This window comes from Pseudomonas sp. Sample_20 (assembly GCF_004307585.1).
Taxonomy (GTDB): domain Bacteria; phylum Pseudomonadota; class Gammaproteobacteria; order Pseudomonadales; family Pseudomonadaceae; genus Aquipseudomonas; species Aquipseudomonas atacamensis.
The window spans coordinates 44043-60717 of sequence record NZ_RCOA01000043.1 but is presented as its reverse complement, the minus strand read 5'-3'; the positions used below and the strand labels follow the sequence as shown (position 1 = coordinate 60717).

The 16675-nt window shown below is 59.4% G+C and carries 18 protein-coding genes; 12 read left to right on the top strand and 6 right to left on the bottom strand.

The genetic code is table 11. From position 1 onward, the window contains the following. Positions 1-13: 13 nt before the first annotated feature. From D8U70_RS11070 to flgA, 4 genes are all read right to left on the bottom strand, one after another. Positions 14-760 carry a flagellar brake protein gene (locus tag D8U70_RS11070; protein ID WP_041479276.1) on the bottom strand — a complete coding sequence of 249 codons (747 nt, stop codon included), beginning with the start codon at positions 758-760 and terminating at the stop codon, positions 14-16. 92 nt (positions 761-852) lie between these two features. After that, on the bottom strand, positions 853-1320 hold the full coding sequence (locus D8U70_RS11065) for a flagellar protein FlgN (RefSeq protein ID WP_016773608.1): 468 nt from the start codon (positions 1318-1320) through the stop codon (positions 853-855). Between the two features lie 48 nt (positions 1321-1368). Continuing rightward, positions 1369-1695: a flagellar biosynthesis anti-sigma factor FlgM gene (flgM, locus tag D8U70_RS11060; protein ID WP_016773609.1), complete on the bottom strand. Its 327-nt coding sequence runs from the start codon at positions 1693-1695 to the stop codon at positions 1369-1371. 162 nt (positions 1696-1857) lie between these two features. Beyond that, on the bottom strand, positions 1858-2619 hold the full coding sequence (gene flgA, locus D8U70_RS11055; RefSeq protein WP_073472167.1) for a flagellar basal body P-ring formation chaperone FlgA: 762 nt from the start codon (positions 2617-2619) through the stop codon (positions 1858-1860). Between the two features lie 82 nt (positions 2620-2701). Between flgA and D8U70_RS11050 the strand changes: the two genes are divergently transcribed. From D8U70_RS11050 to D8U70_RS11015, 7 genes are all read left to right on the top strand, one after another. Further along, on the top strand, positions 2702-3634 hold the full coding sequence (locus D8U70_RS11050; RefSeq protein WP_016773611.1) for a chemotaxis protein CheV: 933 nt from the start codon (positions 2702-2704) through the stop codon (positions 3632-3634). Positions 3635-3680: 46 nt separating this feature from the next. Then, a complete protein-coding gene (cheR, locus tag D8U70_RS11045) occupies positions 3681-4508 on the top strand; it encodes a protein-glutamate O-methyltransferase CheR (RefSeq protein ID WP_130928885.1) in 828 nt (275 codons plus the stop codon). A gap of 364 nt (positions 4509-4872) precedes the next feature. Continuing rightward, positions 4873-5283: a flagellar basal body rod protein FlgB gene (gene flgB / locus D8U70_RS11035; RefSeq protein ID WP_016773613.1), complete on the top strand. Its 411-nt coding sequence runs from the start codon at positions 4873-4875 to the stop codon at positions 5281-5283. Positions 5284-5286: 3 nt separating this feature from the next. Then, positions 5287-5730: a flagellar basal body rod protein FlgC gene (flgC, locus tag D8U70_RS11030; RefSeq protein ID WP_016773614.1), complete on the top strand. Its 444-nt coding sequence runs from the start codon at positions 5287-5289 to the stop codon at positions 5728-5730. 15 nt (positions 5731-5745) lie between these two features. After that, positions 5746-6474: a flagellar hook assembly protein FlgD gene (gene flgD, locus D8U70_RS11025; RefSeq protein WP_016773615.1), complete on the top strand. Its 729-nt coding sequence runs from the start codon at positions 5746-5748 to the stop codon at positions 6472-6474. 31 nt (positions 6475-6505) lie between these two features. Continuing rightward, positions 6506-7840, top strand: a complete 1335-nt coding sequence (gene flgE / locus D8U70_RS11020; protein WP_130928883.1) for a flagellar hook protein FlgE — start codon at positions 6506-6508, stop codon at positions 7838-7840. A gap of 933 nt (positions 7841-8773) precedes the next feature. Further along, entirely contained in the window at positions 8774-9136 is a 363-nt protein-coding gene (locus D8U70_RS11015) for a DUF6124 family protein (protein ID WP_122610845.1), read from the top strand. Between the two features lie 196 nt (positions 9137-9332). Here D8U70_RS11015 and D8U70_RS11010 read toward each other — a convergent pair whose 3' ends face one another. Next, on the bottom strand, positions 9333-10049 hold the full coding sequence (locus D8U70_RS11010; RefSeq protein WP_130928882.1) for an SIMPL domain-containing protein: 717 nt from the start codon (positions 10047-10049) through the stop codon (positions 9333-9335). A 411-nt stretch (positions 10050-10460) separates the two neighbouring features. Between D8U70_RS11010 and D8U70_RS11005 the strand changes: the two genes are divergently transcribed. The 4 genes from D8U70_RS11005 (at position 10461) to D8U70_RS10990 (ending at position 15036) form a co-directional block, all read left to right on the top strand. Then, positions 10461-11723 carry an ATP-binding protein gene (locus D8U70_RS11005; RefSeq protein WP_016771713.1) on the top strand — a complete coding sequence of 421 codons (1263 nt, stop codon included), beginning with the start codon at positions 10461-10463 and terminating at the stop codon, positions 11721-11723. Next, positions 11716-12276 (top strand): response regulator transcription factor, encoded by a 561-nt coding sequence (locus D8U70_RS11000; RefSeq protein WP_003221630.1) that lies wholly within the window; start codon positions 11716-11718, stop codon positions 12274-12276. The genes D8U70_RS11005 and D8U70_RS11000 overlap by 8 nt, the downstream gene beginning before the upstream one ends. A gap of 96 nt (positions 12277-12372) precedes the next feature. Next, a complete protein-coding gene (locus D8U70_RS10995) occupies positions 12373-14100 on the top strand; it encodes an ABC transporter ATP-binding protein/permease (RefSeq protein ID WP_056782917.1) in 1728 nt (575 codons plus the stop codon). A 186-nt stretch (positions 14101-14286) separates the two neighbouring features. After that, the gene (locus D8U70_RS10990) at positions 14287-15036 is read left to right on the top strand and encodes a FadR/GntR family transcriptional regulator (RefSeq protein ID WP_177327011.1); all 750 of its coding nucleotides are present in this window, start codon (positions 14287-14289) and stop codon (positions 15034-15036) included. 3 nt (positions 15037-15039) lie between these two features. Here D8U70_RS10990 and D8U70_RS10985 read toward each other — a convergent pair whose 3' ends face one another. After that, positions 15040-15420, bottom strand: a complete 381-nt coding sequence (locus tag D8U70_RS10985; RefSeq protein ID WP_130928881.1) for a hypothetical protein — start codon at positions 15418-15420, stop codon at positions 15040-15042. A 298-nt stretch (positions 15421-15718) separates the two neighbouring features. On the opposite strand from D8U70_RS10985, the gene kdgD reads away from it, so the two are divergent. Next, the gene (kdgD, locus tag D8U70_RS10980; protein ID WP_130928880.1) at positions 15719-16630 is read left to right on the top strand and encodes a 5-dehydro-4-deoxyglucarate dehydratase; all 912 of its coding nucleotides are present in this window, start codon (positions 15719-15721) and stop codon (positions 16628-16630) included. Positions 16631-16675 lie beyond the last annotated feature (45 nt).

Here is a 16675-nt window from a genome sequence, read left to right as displayed (position 1 = left end):
TGGTCACTGCGACTCAGAGATCGTCTTTGTCGAAACGCCGTGCTTCACGCTGCAACTGGTAAACGAAACGCTCGACGTTGCGCGCAGCCTGGCCACTGATGTTGTGGAAGCGCAGCCCGGCGAAGGTGATGTTGAGTTTTTCTTCGAAATGCAGATAGCGCAGTTCGACGGATGTTGGCTGGTTGCCGAACAGCGGCGGGGCGATCAGGCGATCGTAGACCTGGCCCAGTTGCAGGCGATCAGTGATGTCGCCTTCGAAGCGGAACTTGCAACCGGTCGCAGAAATATCCAGCAGCTTGCCGTGCAGAGGAACCTTGAGCTTTTCGCCGCCCAGTTCAACGCTGACCAGATCGGTGAGCTTCAACGCAGCGCGGAAGGCGTTACGGCGCTGGTGATAGACCACTTCGCTCGGCAGGTCGCCGGTGTAGAAACGGTCGCCGTCGGATTCTTCGATGTTCAGCGTGCCGTTGCATTCCCAGGCGATGCGTACGCCGTCATGAAAGCCTTCGACCTTGAACGGCTCGCCAGCCTGGAGGAAGCGCTCGCCGTCGCGTGGAATCATTTCGTCCAGCGCGATCGTTGCGGTTTCGCGGTCGACCTTGATCAGGTAACTCTGAAAGCGCTGGCTGCGTTCATGGAAGGTGATGATCAGCGGATCGTGGCTGTCTTGCAGCTGGCGCAGGTTGCTGGAGATTTCCAGTGGCGTGGTGAGCACCTTCGGAGGCTGCGGAGCATCATCCGCGCTTAGGGTGTTGGACACGGTTCTTCAATCTCCAGACAAAATAAGACTACGACTGGCCAGTATTTTGCCAGCATGTTGCGCAAGTGGATAGTGCAGGGCCAGCGAATGGCTCATGCCTGGCTGAGCGTTCGCGGCTTGACCGGTTTGGCAAAGGTCCCGCTGGCGTCGTACAGCGCTGGCGGCTCACCGCCGGTGAGGATCTTAAGCTGGTTGGCCGTAGTCGCCTGCTGGATCTGGATCGACTGGCCGTTCTTGATGTTGGCCGCCTGGCATTGGGCGATCAGCGCGGTCAGGGCGTCGCCCTGAGTCAGCAACTGGTCGCCAATGCTCGACTGGCTGGCCAGTTGCTCAAGACCTGTGCGATCAGTCGGCAGGTTGAGGCTGGCGAGGATTTCGCTGCGCTTGCGGCCATGCTGCTCGAGCAGAATGATCAACGCTTGCTTGGTCGCCAGAATTTCTTCCAGCAACGGCATGTCGCGACCATGCAAAGCGAGGGATTCGGTTTGCAATAACTCCAGCAATTGTTGCGCTGGAGCAAAGTCGTCGTTGATCAGTTGCAATAAGTTAGTGTCGTGCATGGCTGGCCTTGGGGTTTAAGCGTCCAAAAGCCTGGCGCCGGCAAAAGCCTAGCGCTGGGCTTCGAAGTTGAGCAGTTTGCTGGCTACACGGTTGCTGTCGACTTTATAGCTGCCATCGGCAATCGCGGCTTTCAACTCGGCCACACGGGCTTTGTCGACAGCAGGCTGATCGCGCAGCTTGTCAGTGACCTTCTGCAACTGTTGAGCCTCATTGCTGAGGTGTACCGACTCCCCGCTTTTGGCGACATTGGCCTGTTCGGCCTGGGTATTCAGCGGCGCGGAGGGGCTGTTTTCAGCGCTTTCCTTGGCGTTGCTGGTACGTGTGCTGCCGGTTAGTGACGAGGAACTGTTCAATCGGTTGAAATCGATAACCATGATAAAAAACCTCTGGGAATTTGGACGCTTGCCATGTTTTCGGCTATCCCCTGAAAAACTTTAGGCCCAATCAACCATAAGCTTGCATGCGCCGTTGCGAGACCTGCTGCGGCACAGTTTAGGGAAGCGACGGGATCGGCGCCAGTTTTCTCCACGAGGCTTTTACATGGCCACTTCGACCTGTCCCGGCGCAATCACCTGCGCCTTGATAACTCTTTGAGAATTAAGGTTTTTTACTCGAATCTGTTCTTTCATGCCGCCATTGGAGAGCGCTTCCCCCGGCATGCGTACGGCAAGGGTGCCGCTGCGCGCAGTGATCACCACCTGGTCACCCTTGCGGACCACTTCGGCCTGTTCCAGATGCACCAGGGTGATGACCTGATCGGCGACCGTTGGTCGGGTAAGTTTCTGCCCGATCGCTTCGTCGACGGAGGTCAGGAAACCCTGGTTGATCGTGCTGACGTCGCGCTCGCGCAAGGTCACATCCTGCGGCTCGATAATGCCGGCGCGTTTCAGCGGACGAGTGGTCGTCACGATCTCGCGAAACAGGCGGACTTGAGCGGGTACGAACACCGTCCAGGGCGAACTGCCTTCGCAGCGAACCTTCACCGTGACGCGGCCCAGCGGGCGTGCCGGGCTCTCCAGCGTGGCTGTCAATTCCTTGTCGCACATGGGCATGCGCATGCGCGGGTCGAGCTGGTTGACTTCGATTTCGTAGCGGCCTTCGGTTTGACTGGAAGCCAGATAGTCTTCTACGGTGAATTCAAGAAAGCCCTGAGTCACGCCGATAAGCATATCAGGCAAGGTAACCGCATCTGCATGGGCAGGACTGCCAGCAAGCAAGCAGCAAACGGCGGACACCGCGCAAAGCCCTTTGCGAAGGGAGGATGTCAGGCGTCGGGAAAATGTCGTTTGAGCGTTCATACGAGTTAAAAAGCAAGCGCCGTGCCGTTTAGCAATGAATGTGCGTCGCAACAACACTTGGCGTTGGTGTAGGAGTCTGGGCATGGCTGGTGTAATGGATTCGGTGAACCAGCGCACGCAACTGGTAGGGCAGAATCGCCTCGAGCTGCTGTTGTTCCGTCTCGACGGGCCGCAGCTCTACGGGATCAACGTGTTCAAGGTACGGGAAGTGTTGCAATGCCCGTCCCTGACGTTGATGCCCAAATCCAGTCCTGTCGTGTGCGGGGTAGCGAATATACGGGGAGCGACCATTCCGATCCTGGATCTGGCAATGGCAACGGGCTCCGGTGCGTTGAAAGACAAGAACAGTCCGTTCGTGATCATCACGGAGTACAACACCAAGACCCAGGGTTTCCTGGTCCGCTCGGTGGAGCGCATCGTCAACATGAACTGGGAAGAGATCCATCCGCCACCCAAGGGTACCGGTCGCGATCACTACCTGACCGCTGTGACTCGGGTCGACAACCAGTTGGTCGAAATCATCGACGTCGAGAAGGTGCTGGCCGAAGTGGCGCCGACGCCGGAAGCGATTTCGGTGGGCGTGGTCGATGTCGAGACGCAGACCAAGGCGTTGTCGCTGCGGGTGCTGACGGTCGATGACTCGTCGGTGGCGCGCAAGCAGGTCACGCGTTGTCTGCAGACCATCGGTGTCGAAGTGGTGGCGCTGAACGACGGCAAGCAGGCGCTGGATTACCTGCGCAAGCTGGTCGACGAGGGCAAGAAGCCGGAAGAAGAGTTCCTGATGATGATTTCCGACATCGAGATGCCGGAGATGGACGGGTACACCCTGACGGCGGAAATCCGCGGCGACGCACGCATGCAAAAGCTCCATATCATCCTGCATACTTCGTTGTCGGGGGTATTCAATCAGGCGATGGTGAAGAAAGTCGGTGCTGATGACTTCCTGGCCAAATTCCGTCCTGATGACCTCGCATCCCGGGTAGTCGACCGGATCAAAGCAGCAGATATCAGCTAGGGGCCTTCTGCCCCTGGCGGTCAACACGATTTAAGAGGCGGCATCATTGTCTACGGGTAATTTGGATTTCGAACAGTTCCGGGTCTTCCTGGAAAAAGCCTGTGGCATTCTGCTCGGTGAAAACAAGCAGTATCTGGTCTCGAGCCGTCTCAACAAACTGATGGAGCAGCAAGGCATCAAGTCCCTGGGTGAGCTGGTACAGCGCATCCAGACCCAGACGCGCAGCGGTTTGCGCGAGCAGGTGGTCGATGCCATGACGACTAACGAAACCCTGTGGTTTCGCGACACCTATCCGTTTGAAGTCTTGAAGAACAAGGTACTGCCGGAAGCGATCAAGGCCAGCCCCAATCAGCGTCTGCGGATCTGGTCGGCGGCCTGCTCGTCGGGACAGGAACCGTACTCGCTGTCGATGTCGATCGACGAGTTCGAGCGCAGCAACCTGGGGCAGTTGAAGATGGGTGTGCAGATCGTTGCCACCGATCTGTCGGGCCTGATGCTCAACAACTGCAAGACCGGCGAGTACGACAGCCTGGCGATCGGTCGTGGCCTGTCGCCGGAACGCCTGCAACGCTACTTCGACCCGAAAGGGCCGGGGCGCTGGGTGGTCAAGGCGCCGATCAAGAGCCGGGTGGAATTCCGCTCTTTCAACCTGCTCGACAGTTACGCAGCGCTGGGCAAGTTCGACATCGTGTTCTGCCGCAACGTGTTGATCTACTTCTCTGCCGAAGTGAAGAAGGACATCCTGTTGCGCATTCACAGCACGTTGAAGCCGGGCGGGTATCTGTTCCTTGGCGCTTCGGAAGCGCTGAACGGATTGCCGGATCATTACCAGATGGTTCAGTGCAGCCCGGGGATTATTTACAAGGCGAAATAAGCGGTTTGCGCTGATACAAAAAACGGGAAGCCCGCAAAGGCCTCCCGTTTTTTATGCCCGAAGAAATTCTCTTAACACCAACAATCCCTGTGGGAGCGAGCTTGCTCGCGAAGAGGCCGTCACATTCTGCATTTGCATTGGCTGACACGCCGCCTTCGCGAGCAAGCTCGCTCCCACAATTGTCCGGCTGTGATGGGACGGCAAGCGGCAGAAAAGCGGCATCCGGCGGTAACCGGTTGCCGCTTTTCTGGCATTGCCGCTTAGCCTGCTCGGCGCAAAGCCCCGGAATACGGGCCTTTGTTCATTTGGCACGGCGCTTGCTAAAGCTCAGATACGAAAAACCGGTCACCTGAAGGTTCCCGACATGAGCATCAGCTTCGACAAAGCGCTGGGCATTCACGAAAAGGCATTGGGCTTCCGCGCCCAGCGTGCCGAAGTACTGGCCAACAACATCGCCAACGCCGACACCCCGAACTACAAGGCGCGGGATCTGGATTTCTCCAAAGTGCTCGAAGCACAGACCGAGAAGACCAAGACCGGCGGCCACTTTGCCCTGAACATGACCAACAGCCGGCACATCGAGGCTGAAGGGCTGGGCAACGGCGACGAGTCGCTGATGTATCGCACGCCGATGCAGCCTTCGATCGACCAGAACACCGTCGACGCTCAACTGGAACAGTCGAACTACGCGGAAAACGCCGTCGGCTTCCAGGCCAGCTTCACCTTGCTCAACAGCAAATTCAAAGGGCTGGTGTCAGCCCTGCGCGGAGAATAATCCATGTCCCTGTCCAGCGTTTTCAACATTGCCGGCAGCGGCATGAGCGCGCAGACCACGCGTCTGAACACCGTGGCCTCGAACATCGCCAACGCCGAAACCGTTTCGTCGAGCATCGACCAGACCTACCGCGCGCGCCATCCGGTATTCGCCACCATGTTCCAGGGCGGTCAGGCCGGCGGTAGCAATTCGCTGTTCCAGAATCAGGACGCAGCCGGGCAGGGCGTGCAGGTGCTCGGCGTCGTCGAAGACCAGAGCAACCTCGAAGCGCGCTACGAGCCGAACCATCCGGCCGCCGACGCCAAGGGCTACGTCTACTACCCGAACGTCAACGTGGTGGAAGAAATGGCTGACATGATTTCCGCGAGCCGCTCGTTCCAGACCAACGCGGAAATGATGAACACCGCCAAAACCATGATGCAGAAGGTACTGACCCTCGGTCAGTAATAAGGGGCGACTGCCATGAGCGTTACGGATACCACCAGCAGCCTGAGCATGAACGACATCCTGGCCAACTCGTCGAAGAAGGCCAGCAGCACTACGTCGGGCGGCATCGCTTCGGCGACCAATAGTGCCACCGGCGGCCAGGCGCTGGGCAAGGATGCTTTCCTGCAATTGCTGGTCACCCAGCTGAAAAACCAGAATCCGCTCGACCCGCAGGACAACAGCGCTTTCGTCGCGCAGTTGGCGCAGTTCAGCAGCCTTGAAGGCATCACCACGCTGAACTCCACGGTCAGTGGCCTTGCCGGCAACTACAACTCGTCGCAGGCGCTGCAAGCGTCGTCGCTGGTCGGTCGCAACGTGATCGTGCAGACCAACACCGCGCAGCTCGATGACCCGAGCAAAGGCCTGACCGGTTCGGTCACCGTGCCTTCGTCGATTGCCGGCGGCACCGTGACCATCACCGACAAGGACGGCAAGACCGTGCGCACCATCGACCTGGGCAGCCGCGCTGCCGGCGATGCCAGTTTCACTTGGGACGGCAAGGACACCGCCGGCACCGTGGTTCCGGTCGGCACTTACACGTTCAAGGCCAACGCACCGATCAACGGCACCGCGACCGACCTGGCGACCTACCTGCCAGCGACCGTCAACAGCGTGACGATCAGCCAGACCGGTGGCGAGCTGATGCTCAACCTGGCCGGCAAGGGCACCGTTGCCCTGTCCAAAGTACAAACCATTGGTATATAGAGCCGACTAACCCGGCACGAAGGAGTGGAACATGTCTTTTAACATCGGCCTTAGCGGTCTCTATGCAGCCAACAAGCAACTGGACGTGACCGGCAACAACATCGCCAACGTCGCCACCGCCGGTTTCAAATCCTCGCGGGCAGAATTCGCAGACGTGTACTCGGCCACTCGTTTGGGTACCGGTACCAAAGTGATCGGCAACGGCGTGCGCCTGGCCAATGTGTCCCAGCAGTTCACCCAGGGTGACATCAACAACACTGGCAACGTGCTGGACATGGGGATCAACGGTTCCGGCTTCTTCACCATGAGCAACAACGGCTCGATCTCGTACACCCGTGCCGGTACGTTCAAGGTCGACGACCAAGGTTTCATTACCAATACCGACTACACCTCGCGTCTGCAGGGTTACGGTGTGGATGCCAACGGCAAGATCATCAACGGTGTGTTGACCGATCTGAAGATCGACACGTCGAACCTGGCGCCGAAGTCGTCTTCTGCGGTGACCTCGAGCATCAACCTCAATTCGTCTTCGCCAGTGATCGTTGATACCGGCGCCAGCGCCGTGACGTTCGACCCGTCGAAGCCGGAAACGTACACCAAGTCGTTCAGCACGCCGATCTATGACACCCAGGGCAACGCCCACGTCATGGACCAGTACATGGTCAAGACTGGCGGGAACACCTGGAAGGTTTACACCCTGGTCGATGGCCGTAACCCGGACGCTACCGGCAGCAACCCTGTGACCACTGCGCCGGTTGCCTCGACATTGTCGTTCGACAGCTCCGGCAAGCTGGTTCAGGTGAGCACGCCTAACCCGGCGGATCCAGCCAACCCGATCATCAGCAGCGATCTGAAGATGACCGGCTGGGTGCCGGGCACTGTGACCAATGGCGTGTTTACGCCTAACGGCGCGGCAGCGAATCCGAATGGCGTGACCATCTCGATGGCCAACACCACTCAGTACAACGCTGATACCTCGCGTACGATCCCGACTCAGGATGGTTACGCGACTGGCCAGATCACTAACCTGACCATCGACGGCACCGGTACGCTGTTTGCCAACTTCAGTAACAACCAGAGCAAGGCGATCGGCCAGGTTGCGCTGGCCAGCTTCACCAACGAACAGGGCTTGCAGGCTGTCGGCGGTACCAGCTGGAAAGAGACTTTCGCTTCGGGTATTCCGGGCTACGACGCGCCGAAGACCGGTACGTTGGGTGAGGTGGTGTCCAACTCGCTGGAAGAGTCGAACGTTAACCTGACCAACGAGCTGGTTGATCTGATCAAGGGTCAGAGCAACTATCAGGCGAACGCCAAGACCATTTCGACTCAGAGCACGATTATGCAGACCATTATTCAGATGACCTGATTCGGGTTTCTGACTGGTTTTTTTGGGCCCCTCGGTTTTGAGGGGCTTTTTTTTGGGGCCGTGGCGGCCTGTGGGCCGACCAGGCTGTTGGGGTTTTGGGTGAATATCCGTTGCTGCGGGTGTTGCTGATTACGGTTCCTCCCTTACGGCGGGTCACCTTTTTCAAACGCCAAAAAGGTAACCGAAAAGGCTTGCTCCTGCGTTCGGCCCTCGCAGGCTCGGGTTCCTTCGCTCCGGGACTGATCCGGGCGCAGCGGCTCCGGTTTGCTTCGCTGCACCTCCTTCCGCTGTGTCTGGCTGCGCCAGACGGTCGCTGCGCTCCCACGCCCGGATCAATCCCTCCACTCAGCCTTCCGACGTCGCCGGTGGATCAAGAGCAGGCGAGCTGACACTCGGCCTATTGAGTGGTGAAGAGCGGGTGTTCGGCGTTATTTTTGTTGTGGATTTGCCCCTCACCCCAGCCCTCTCCCCGAGGAGAGGGGGCTGATTTGTGTGCTTTTCAAATCCTGAGTTCAACTCGGAGTTTCACGTTGGCGTATCTCCCCCAAACACCTCGGTCAGTCCCCTCTCCCTCTGGGAGAGGGTTAGGGTGAGGGTTTGCTTTTTGGCTGTTTAAATCCGCTGCGAAACAGCCAGAACCTTCCCACAAGATTTTCAGGTTGTCCGTCGGACGTCCGCTCTCTAGGCTTGGGTCGTCGCTGGTTGTTCAGCGATCGGGTGTGAGAACCCGACATTCATAGTCATTCAGTGCCCAGATCCGCATAATTGCCGCCAGCAAGTTTGCTGCCTGCAAGTGCGTTATGGCGGCTCTGTGCGGGCGGGCTTATGTCCGGCCGGGTGCCTATGACCGGTTTTCTCACCCCGCACAAAGCTGCCACCTCTTCGCCGTGTGAGAAACGGCATCGAGATGGCTCAACCTCATAGGTGAAGCGCATGAGCAAACCAGTCCCCGACCCACCCGAAGAAACCTCAACCCCCCTTGAAGCCGCGCTGCGCGCCGACGATCTCGCGAAGAACCGCGAAGCCATCAAGCGTGCCCTCGATTTCTATCTCTGCCCGCCCCCCGGCAAACCCCATCCACCCGGCACGATGTTTCTGATCCGGCCCGACATCGACACCGAAAGCCTGCTGGCTCACGCCTGTGAGTCCCTCGCTTCAGCCAATACGCTGGCCAGCGATTTCGCCGATCAGCTCGGTCGTCCGCAGCGCAATACGGCGCTGGCGATTCAGCAGATCATCATGCTGGCGGAGCTGGCGGTGAATCGGGCGCTGGATCGGGTTGATCCGCGTACGTAATCAGTCAGGGCCACCGCGTTATCGTTTTTCGCGGGCAAGCCCGCTCCCACAGGGTTATATGCGATTTCAAGACACTACAAAACCTGTGGGAGCTGGCTTGTCAGCGATAGCGGTGGATCATTCACTACAAAACCCGGGCACAAAAAAACCGGCAACCATTGACTGATTGCCGGTCCTTCATTCAGCCAAGCTCAAATCACTGCATCAACACTTCAATCGAGCCATCGGCGGTCATGCTGACCTGGCTGGTGCCTGCTTCGACTTCCGGCGTGACTGGCGCGGAATCCATGGCCGCGGCTTTCATCATCATCGGCGCGCGCAGGTACGGTTGTGGGTAACCGTTGCTGTTGAGGTTCAGGTTGACGATTTTGTAGCCTTTGCCGCCCAGGGCGTCGGTGGCCAGTTGGGCGCGGGTCTTGAAGGCGGTGACGGCTTCTTTGAGCAACTGGTCTTCGCTGGCCTTGCGGGTCGGGTCGGCGATGGCGAAGTCCATGCCGCCCATTTTCAGGTCGGTCAGCAGCTCGCCGGTGAGTTTGGACAGGGCGGCGAAGTCGGTGCTTTCCAGGCGCAGTTCGGCGCGTTCGCGCCAGCCGGTGATTTTCTGGCCTTTGGTGTCGTAGATCGGGTAGCTGTTGCGGCTGCCCGTACGCAGGGTGATGTCTTTGACTTGCTTGGCCTGGACGGTGGCCTTGTTCATGGTGGTGCTGATGGCGGCGGCGAGTTTGGCCGGGTCGGTGTTCTGCTCTTCGGTGTAGAGCGTCACGATCATCTGGTCGCGGGCCACTTCCTGGCTGACTTCGGCGCGCAGGGAAATCTGGTTGTAGTGCAGCTCATCGGCGGCCAGAACCGGGAGGCTGGCGACGCTGCCGACGGTCAGGGCGAGGAGGGCGGCGCTGCGGCGAAATGTGTGCATGAAGGCTCCTTGAATGAGGCGCAGGTGATGAGTCGCGGCCTGCGTGAACCATCAGACTCTAACTTCTATGATCCGGTTCGCCCAGTTACAACTTCTATACAGATGCCTGCGCGCAGTGGGGAGTGCTTCTGTGGCGAGGGGATTTATCCCCGTTCGGCTGCGCAGCAGTCGCAAATCCGGCTGATGCGGTATGTCTGGTTAAATGAGGTCGCATGATTTGGGGGCGGCTCCGCCACCCAGTGGGGACAAATCCCCTCGCCACAATTGATCTCCAATAGCCCTCGGAATCTTCTTCAACTCAGATGAATTCTCCATCGTCGCCATGTGGTCGTTTGCCGCACTTTCGCCTCTGAACCCCGCGCCTTGGTTATACTCCGTGCGATCCGCCTGGAGCGCTCATCAGGAGAGCTCATGCTCGCCCCCGTACAACTGACTTCCGCCACTCGCCAGAACCTCTGGCGGCTGACTTTCATCCGCACCCTGGTGCTCGCCGCGCAGGCCGGGTCCGTGGGCCTGGCCTACTGGCTGCAATTGTTGCCGTTGCCGTGGGTGCAATTGGCGATGACCCTGGGCTGTTCGATTCTGCTCTGCGTGTTCACTGCCGTGCGCCTGCGCACATCGTGGCCGGTGACCGAGCTCGAATACGCGCTGCAACTGGCCTGCGATCTGGTGATCCACAGTGCGCTGCTGTATTTCTCCGGCGGTTCGACCAACCCCTTCGTTTCTTATTATCTGGTGCCGCTGACCATCGCGGCGGTGACGCTGCCGTGGCGTTATTCGGTGATTCTGTCCGGTATCGCGCTGGCGCTGTACACGCTGATGCTGACGCGTTTCTATCCGCTGGAAACCCTGCCGGTCGCCCGTGAGAATCTGCAGATCTACGGCATGTGGCTGAGCTTTGCCCTGGCTGCTGCGGTCATCACGTTCTTCGCCGCGCGTATGGCTGAAGAGCTGCGCCGGCAGGAAGAATTGCGCGCGATTCGCCGCGAAGAAGGCCTGCGCGATCAGCAGCTGCTCGCCGTTGCGACCCAGGCCGCCGGTGCTGCGCATGAATTGGGCACACCGCTGGCGACCATGAGCGTGCTGCTCAAGGAAATGCAGCAGGATCACCCCGATGCGTTGCTGCAGGACGATCTGAAAGTGCTGCAGGATCAGGTCAAGCTGTGCAAGGAAACCTTGCAGCAACTGGTCCGCGCCGCCGAGGCCAACCGGCGTCTGGCGGTGGAGATGCAGGACGTCACCGACTGGCTCGACGAGGCGTTGAACCGTTGGCACCTGATGCGCCCGGAAGCCAGTTACCGCTTCCAGCGTCTCGGCCAGGGTGCGGTGCCGCGCATGGCGCCGCCGCCGGATCTGACCCAGGCTTTGCTGAATCTGCTCAACAATGCAGCCGACGCCTGCCCGGAAAATCTCCAGGTGACGCTGGACTGGGACGCAGAGACTTTGACGATCAGCATTCGCGACCACGGCGCCGGTGTGCCGCTGGCCATCGCCGAGCAGATCGGCAAGCCGTTTTTTACCACCAAGGGCAAAGGTTTCGGCCTGGGCCTGTTTTTGAGCAAGGCCAGCGTGACACGCGCCGGCGGCTCAGTGAAACTCTATAGTCATGAGGAAGGCGGCACGCTCACCGAGCTGCGCCTGCCCCACGGCGCCCGAGGAGACCAACATGAGTGACGAAATCCAAGTCGAAGGCGAAGAACTGCCGCATCTGCTGCTGGTCGACGACGACGCGACCTTCACCCGCGTCATGGCCCGCGCCATGGCCCGCCGCGGCTTTCGCGTCAGCACTGCCGGTTCTGCGGAAGAAGGCCTGACCATCGCCCAGGCCGATCTGCCTGATTACGCCGCGCTGGACCTGAAAATGGACGGCGACTCCGGTCTGGTCCTGCTGCCCAAGCTGCTGGAACTCGATCCGGAAATGCGCGTGGTGATCCTCACCGGTTATTCGAGCATTGCCACGGCAGTCGAGGCGATCAAGCGTGGCGCCTGCAACTACCTGTGCAAACCCGCCGATGCCGACGACGTTCTGGCCGCGCTGCTGTCCGAGCATGCCGACCTCGACAGTCTGGTGCCGGAAAACCCGATGTCGGTCGATCGCCTGCAATGGGAGCACATCCAGCGCGTGCTCACCGAGCACGAAGGCAACATTTCCGCCACGGCCCGCGCGCTGGGCATGCACCGCCGCACCCTGCAACGCAAACTGCAGAAGCGTCCGGTTCGTCGCTGAACCTGCGCTGAACGACTATCGCCAGCCCTCGCGATAAAACGCGCCGATCATCTATGATCGGCGCGTGTCCGTTCTTTTTACTATCGAGCCTTATCCATGAATCAGAACGCTGAATATTCCGCGGTCAACGATGCTGTGCGCGGGCAGTTTTTTCGCAAAGTCTGGGCGATGACCACGCCTTACTGGCGCAGCGAAGAGAAGGGCAAGGCCTGGACGTTGCTGATTGCCGTAATTGCGCTGACGCTGTTCAGCGTAGCGATCTCGGTGTGGATCAACAGTTGGTACAAGGATTTCTACAACGCTTTGCAGAGAAAGGATGAAGCCGCGTTCTGGCAGTTGATCCTGTATTTCTGCGGCATCGCGACGGTGGCGATTCTCGGCGCGGTGTATCGGTTGTATCTGACGCAGATGCTGACGATTCGCTGGCGGGCTTGGCTGACCGAAAAGCACTTCAAGCGCTGGCTCGACCACAAGAATTACTATCAGCTGGAGCAGGGCGGTTATACCGATAACCCCGACCAGCGGATTTCCGAAGACCTCAACACTTACACCGCCAACACCCTGAGCCTGGGCCTCGGGCTGCTGCGCACGATTGTCAGTCTGGTGTCGTTCTCGATCATTTTGTGGGGAGTGTCGGGCAGTATCGAAGTGTTCGGCATCGAGATTCCCGGCTACATGTTCTGGTGTGCGCTGTTGTATGCAGCGGTCGGCAGTTGGCTGACGCATTTGATCGGTCGCCGTCTGATCGGTCTGAACAACAAGCAACAACGCTTCGAAGCAGACCTGCGTTTTTCCATGGTGCGCGTGCGTGAGAACGCGGAAAGCATCGCCTTGTACAACGGCGAACCGAATGAGAACCGCCGCCTGAGCAACCGCTTCGGGCTGGTCTGGCACAATTTCTGGGACATCATGCGCGTGTCCAAGCGCCTGACGTTCTTCACCTCCGGCTACGGTCAGATCGCAATCATTTTCCCGTTTGTCGTCGCCGCACCGCGCTATCTGTCCGGAAAGATCGAACTGGGCGAGCTGATGCAAATCAACTCGGCGTTCGGCAACGTGCAGGAGAATTTCAGCTGGTTTATCACCGCCTACTCGGATCTCGCCGCGTGGCGCGCCACCTGTGATCGTCTGCTGAGTTTCCGTCAGGCCATGAGCGACAACGAACAACGCACCCCGGCCATCGACGTGCAGAATCAGGGCAGTGAGTTGCAGGTGCACAACCTCGGCCTGGATCTGGCTGATGGTCGTCACCTGCTGACCGACGCTGACATGACCGTTGAACCGGGTGAGCGAGTGATGCTCAGCGGCCGTTCCGGCAGCGGCAAGTCGACACTGCTGCGAGCGATGGGGCATTTGTGGCCGGCGGGGCACGGCAATATTCGTTTGCCGGCAGCGCGTTATCTGTTCTTGCCGCAGAAGCCTTATCTGCCGATCGGCACATTGCGTGAAGCGCTGAGTTATCCACAGCCGGGCGATACTTACGCGCCGGAGCGTTATGCACAGGTGCTGGAAACCTGTCGTCTGCCGCACTTGGTCGGGCGGCTGGATGAAGCCAATCACTGGCAGCGCATGCTCTCGCCGGGCGAGCAACAACGCCTGGCCTTCGCCCGCGCGCTCCTTTATGCACCGCAATGGCTGTACATGGACGAGGCTACATCGGCGATGGATGAAGAGGATGAGGCGACCTTGTATCAAGCGTTGATTGACGAGATTCCGGGTCTGAGCATCGTCAGCGTCGGTCACCGAAGCAGTTTGAAACGATTCCATCCACGGCATGTGCGGATCGACAGCGGTCGTCTGGTCGAACAGGCTATAACTGTCTGAACACTCACCTGTGGGAGCGAGCCTGCTCGCGAAGGGGCCGTCTTGGTCGACGAATCTGTCGTCTGAACCACCGCTTTCGCGAGCAGGCTCGCTCCCACAGTGGGGTAATGTGATCTGCCCGGTGATCGTACAACTCGCTTGAGCTATGATGGCGCCAAGCCGAACTTTCGAGACAAGATGCAGACCATGGAAAAGCTGATCGACACCCCGCGCCTCCCCCGCAAGCGCCGCAGCCTCGCCCAGGAATTGGTGACGGTGTTGAGCGAGCAGATCCGTGATGGCCTGCTCAAGCGTGGCGACAAATTGCCCACCGAGTCGGCGATCATGGAAGCCCATGGTGTCAGCCGCACCGTGGTGCGCGAGGCGATTTCCCGTCTGCAGGCCGCTGGTCAGGTGGAAACCCGCCACGGCATTGGCACCTTTGTTCTCGACACACCGAGCCCGAGCGGTTTCCGCATCGACCCGGCCACTGTCGTCACTCTGCGTGACGTCCTGGCGATTCTCGAATTGCGCATCAGCCTCGAAGTCGAATCCGCCGGCCTTGCCGCGCAACGCCGCAGCCCCGAACAACTGGCAACCATGCGCGCCGCCCTCGACGCCCTGAACGAAAGCGCCTCGCATGCCAGCGATGCGGTGTCGTCGGACTTTGCTTTCCACCTGGAAATCGCCCTGTCCACCGGCAACCGCTACTTCACCGACATCATGACCCACCTGGGTACCAGCATCATTCCGCGTACGCGGCTGAACTCGGCGCGCCTGGCCCACGATGATCAACAGCATTACATGAGCCGCCTGAGCCGCGAGCACGAGGAAATCTACGACGCGATTGCCCGTCAGGACTCCGATGCCGCGCGTGCGGCGATGCGTCTGCACCTGACCAATAGCCGTGAAAGACTGCGCCAGGCCCATGAAGAGGCGCAGGCGCAGCGAAGCTGAGTCTTACGCCTCTATGCGCATTCGCAGCGGCAGCGAATACGGCTCCATGCTCGACTCGTCACGAAATTTGTAGCGCAGCTCCACCTCACGGTTCAGGTAAGGTTGCAGCGCCTCTTTGGGCAACTGCACCTCGATGTCGAGCAGCTTTTCCATTTCATCCTCGGCGTCGTCCCAGGCGCCAGTGTCCACCTCATCACCTTCCCATTCGGGTTCCTCGCCATCGCTGCCGAGGATCGCGTAGACGCTCCAGTTCGCCTCGAAATCGCTGGAATCCGGGACCTGCACGGTGAGGATCTCCGGCAGTTGCGAGAGCTGAAGTGTCACGCAGTCGTCTTGCGCAGGGGCGATGTGGGTGAGGGTGGGGGCGGCAAAATGCATCGACATAGCGGCTTCCTTTGAGTGGTCCGCCACGATCCTTCGTGGCAGTCGAGGTACTTTACGAGCCGCTGGTCCTCTCAGAATTAAACGAATCCAGACCAGATATTTCCGCGAGCAAATGCTTCAAGGACGGGCCTTCCAGCGATTTCCAGAAGCATAGGCAGTGATTTTGTCGGACAAAAAAGCCCTGCCAACGATGAAATGCAGTTGACGGTTATTTTTTAAGTTGTACGATGACCTACAACTTCGGCGAAGGCTGAACGGTCCACTCACAATAAAACGTTGCTACCAGGGTGTTCGAATAATGAATCCACAAGAACTGAAGTCCATCCTCTCTGCCGGCCTGCTGTCTTTCCCGGTAACCGATTTCAACGCGCAGGGCGATTTCAACCGCGCGGGCTACATCAAACGCCTGGAATGGCTGGCTCCGTATGGCGCTTCGGCTCTGTTCGCCGCCGGTGGCACCGGTGAGTTCTTCTCCCTGGCCGCCAGCGAATACTCGGAAATCATCAAGACTGCCGTCGACACCTGCGCAACCAGCGTGCCGATCCTGGCCGGCGTCGGTGGTTCGACCCGCCAGGCCATCGAATACGCTCAGGAAGCCGAGCGTCTGGGCGCCAAAGGCCTGCTGCTGCTGCCGCACTACCTGACCGAAGCGAGCCAGGACGGTGTTGCCGCCCACGTTGAAGCCGTGTGCAAATCGGTGAATATCGGTGTGGTCGTCTACAACCGCAACGTTTGCCGCCTCAACGCGCCGCTGCTGGAACGTCTGGCCGAGCGCTGCCCGAACCTGATCGGCTACAAGGATGGCCTGGGCGATATCGAGTTGATGGTGTCGATCCGTCGCCGCCTCGGTGATCGCTTCAGCTACCTGGGTGGTCTGCCGACCGCTGAAGTCTACGCCGCTGCCTACAAGGCGTTGGGCGTGCCGGTCTACTCCTCGGCGGTGTTCAACTTCATCCCGAAAACCGCGATGGACTTCTACCACGCGATCGCTCGCGAAGATCACGCCGCCGTCGGCAAGATCATCGACGACTTCTTCCTGCCGTACCTGGACATCCGTAACCGCAAGGCCGGTTATGCCGTGAGCATCGTCAAGGCAGGTGCAAAAATCGCCGGCTATGACGCAGGTCCGGTGCGTGCGCCGCTGACCGACCTGACCGGCGAAGAGTACGAAATGCTCGCCGCGCTGATCGACAAGCAAGGCGCGCAATAAACGAGAAAAGCGAGGCCGCTGAGCAATCAGCGGCTTTTTGCGTGA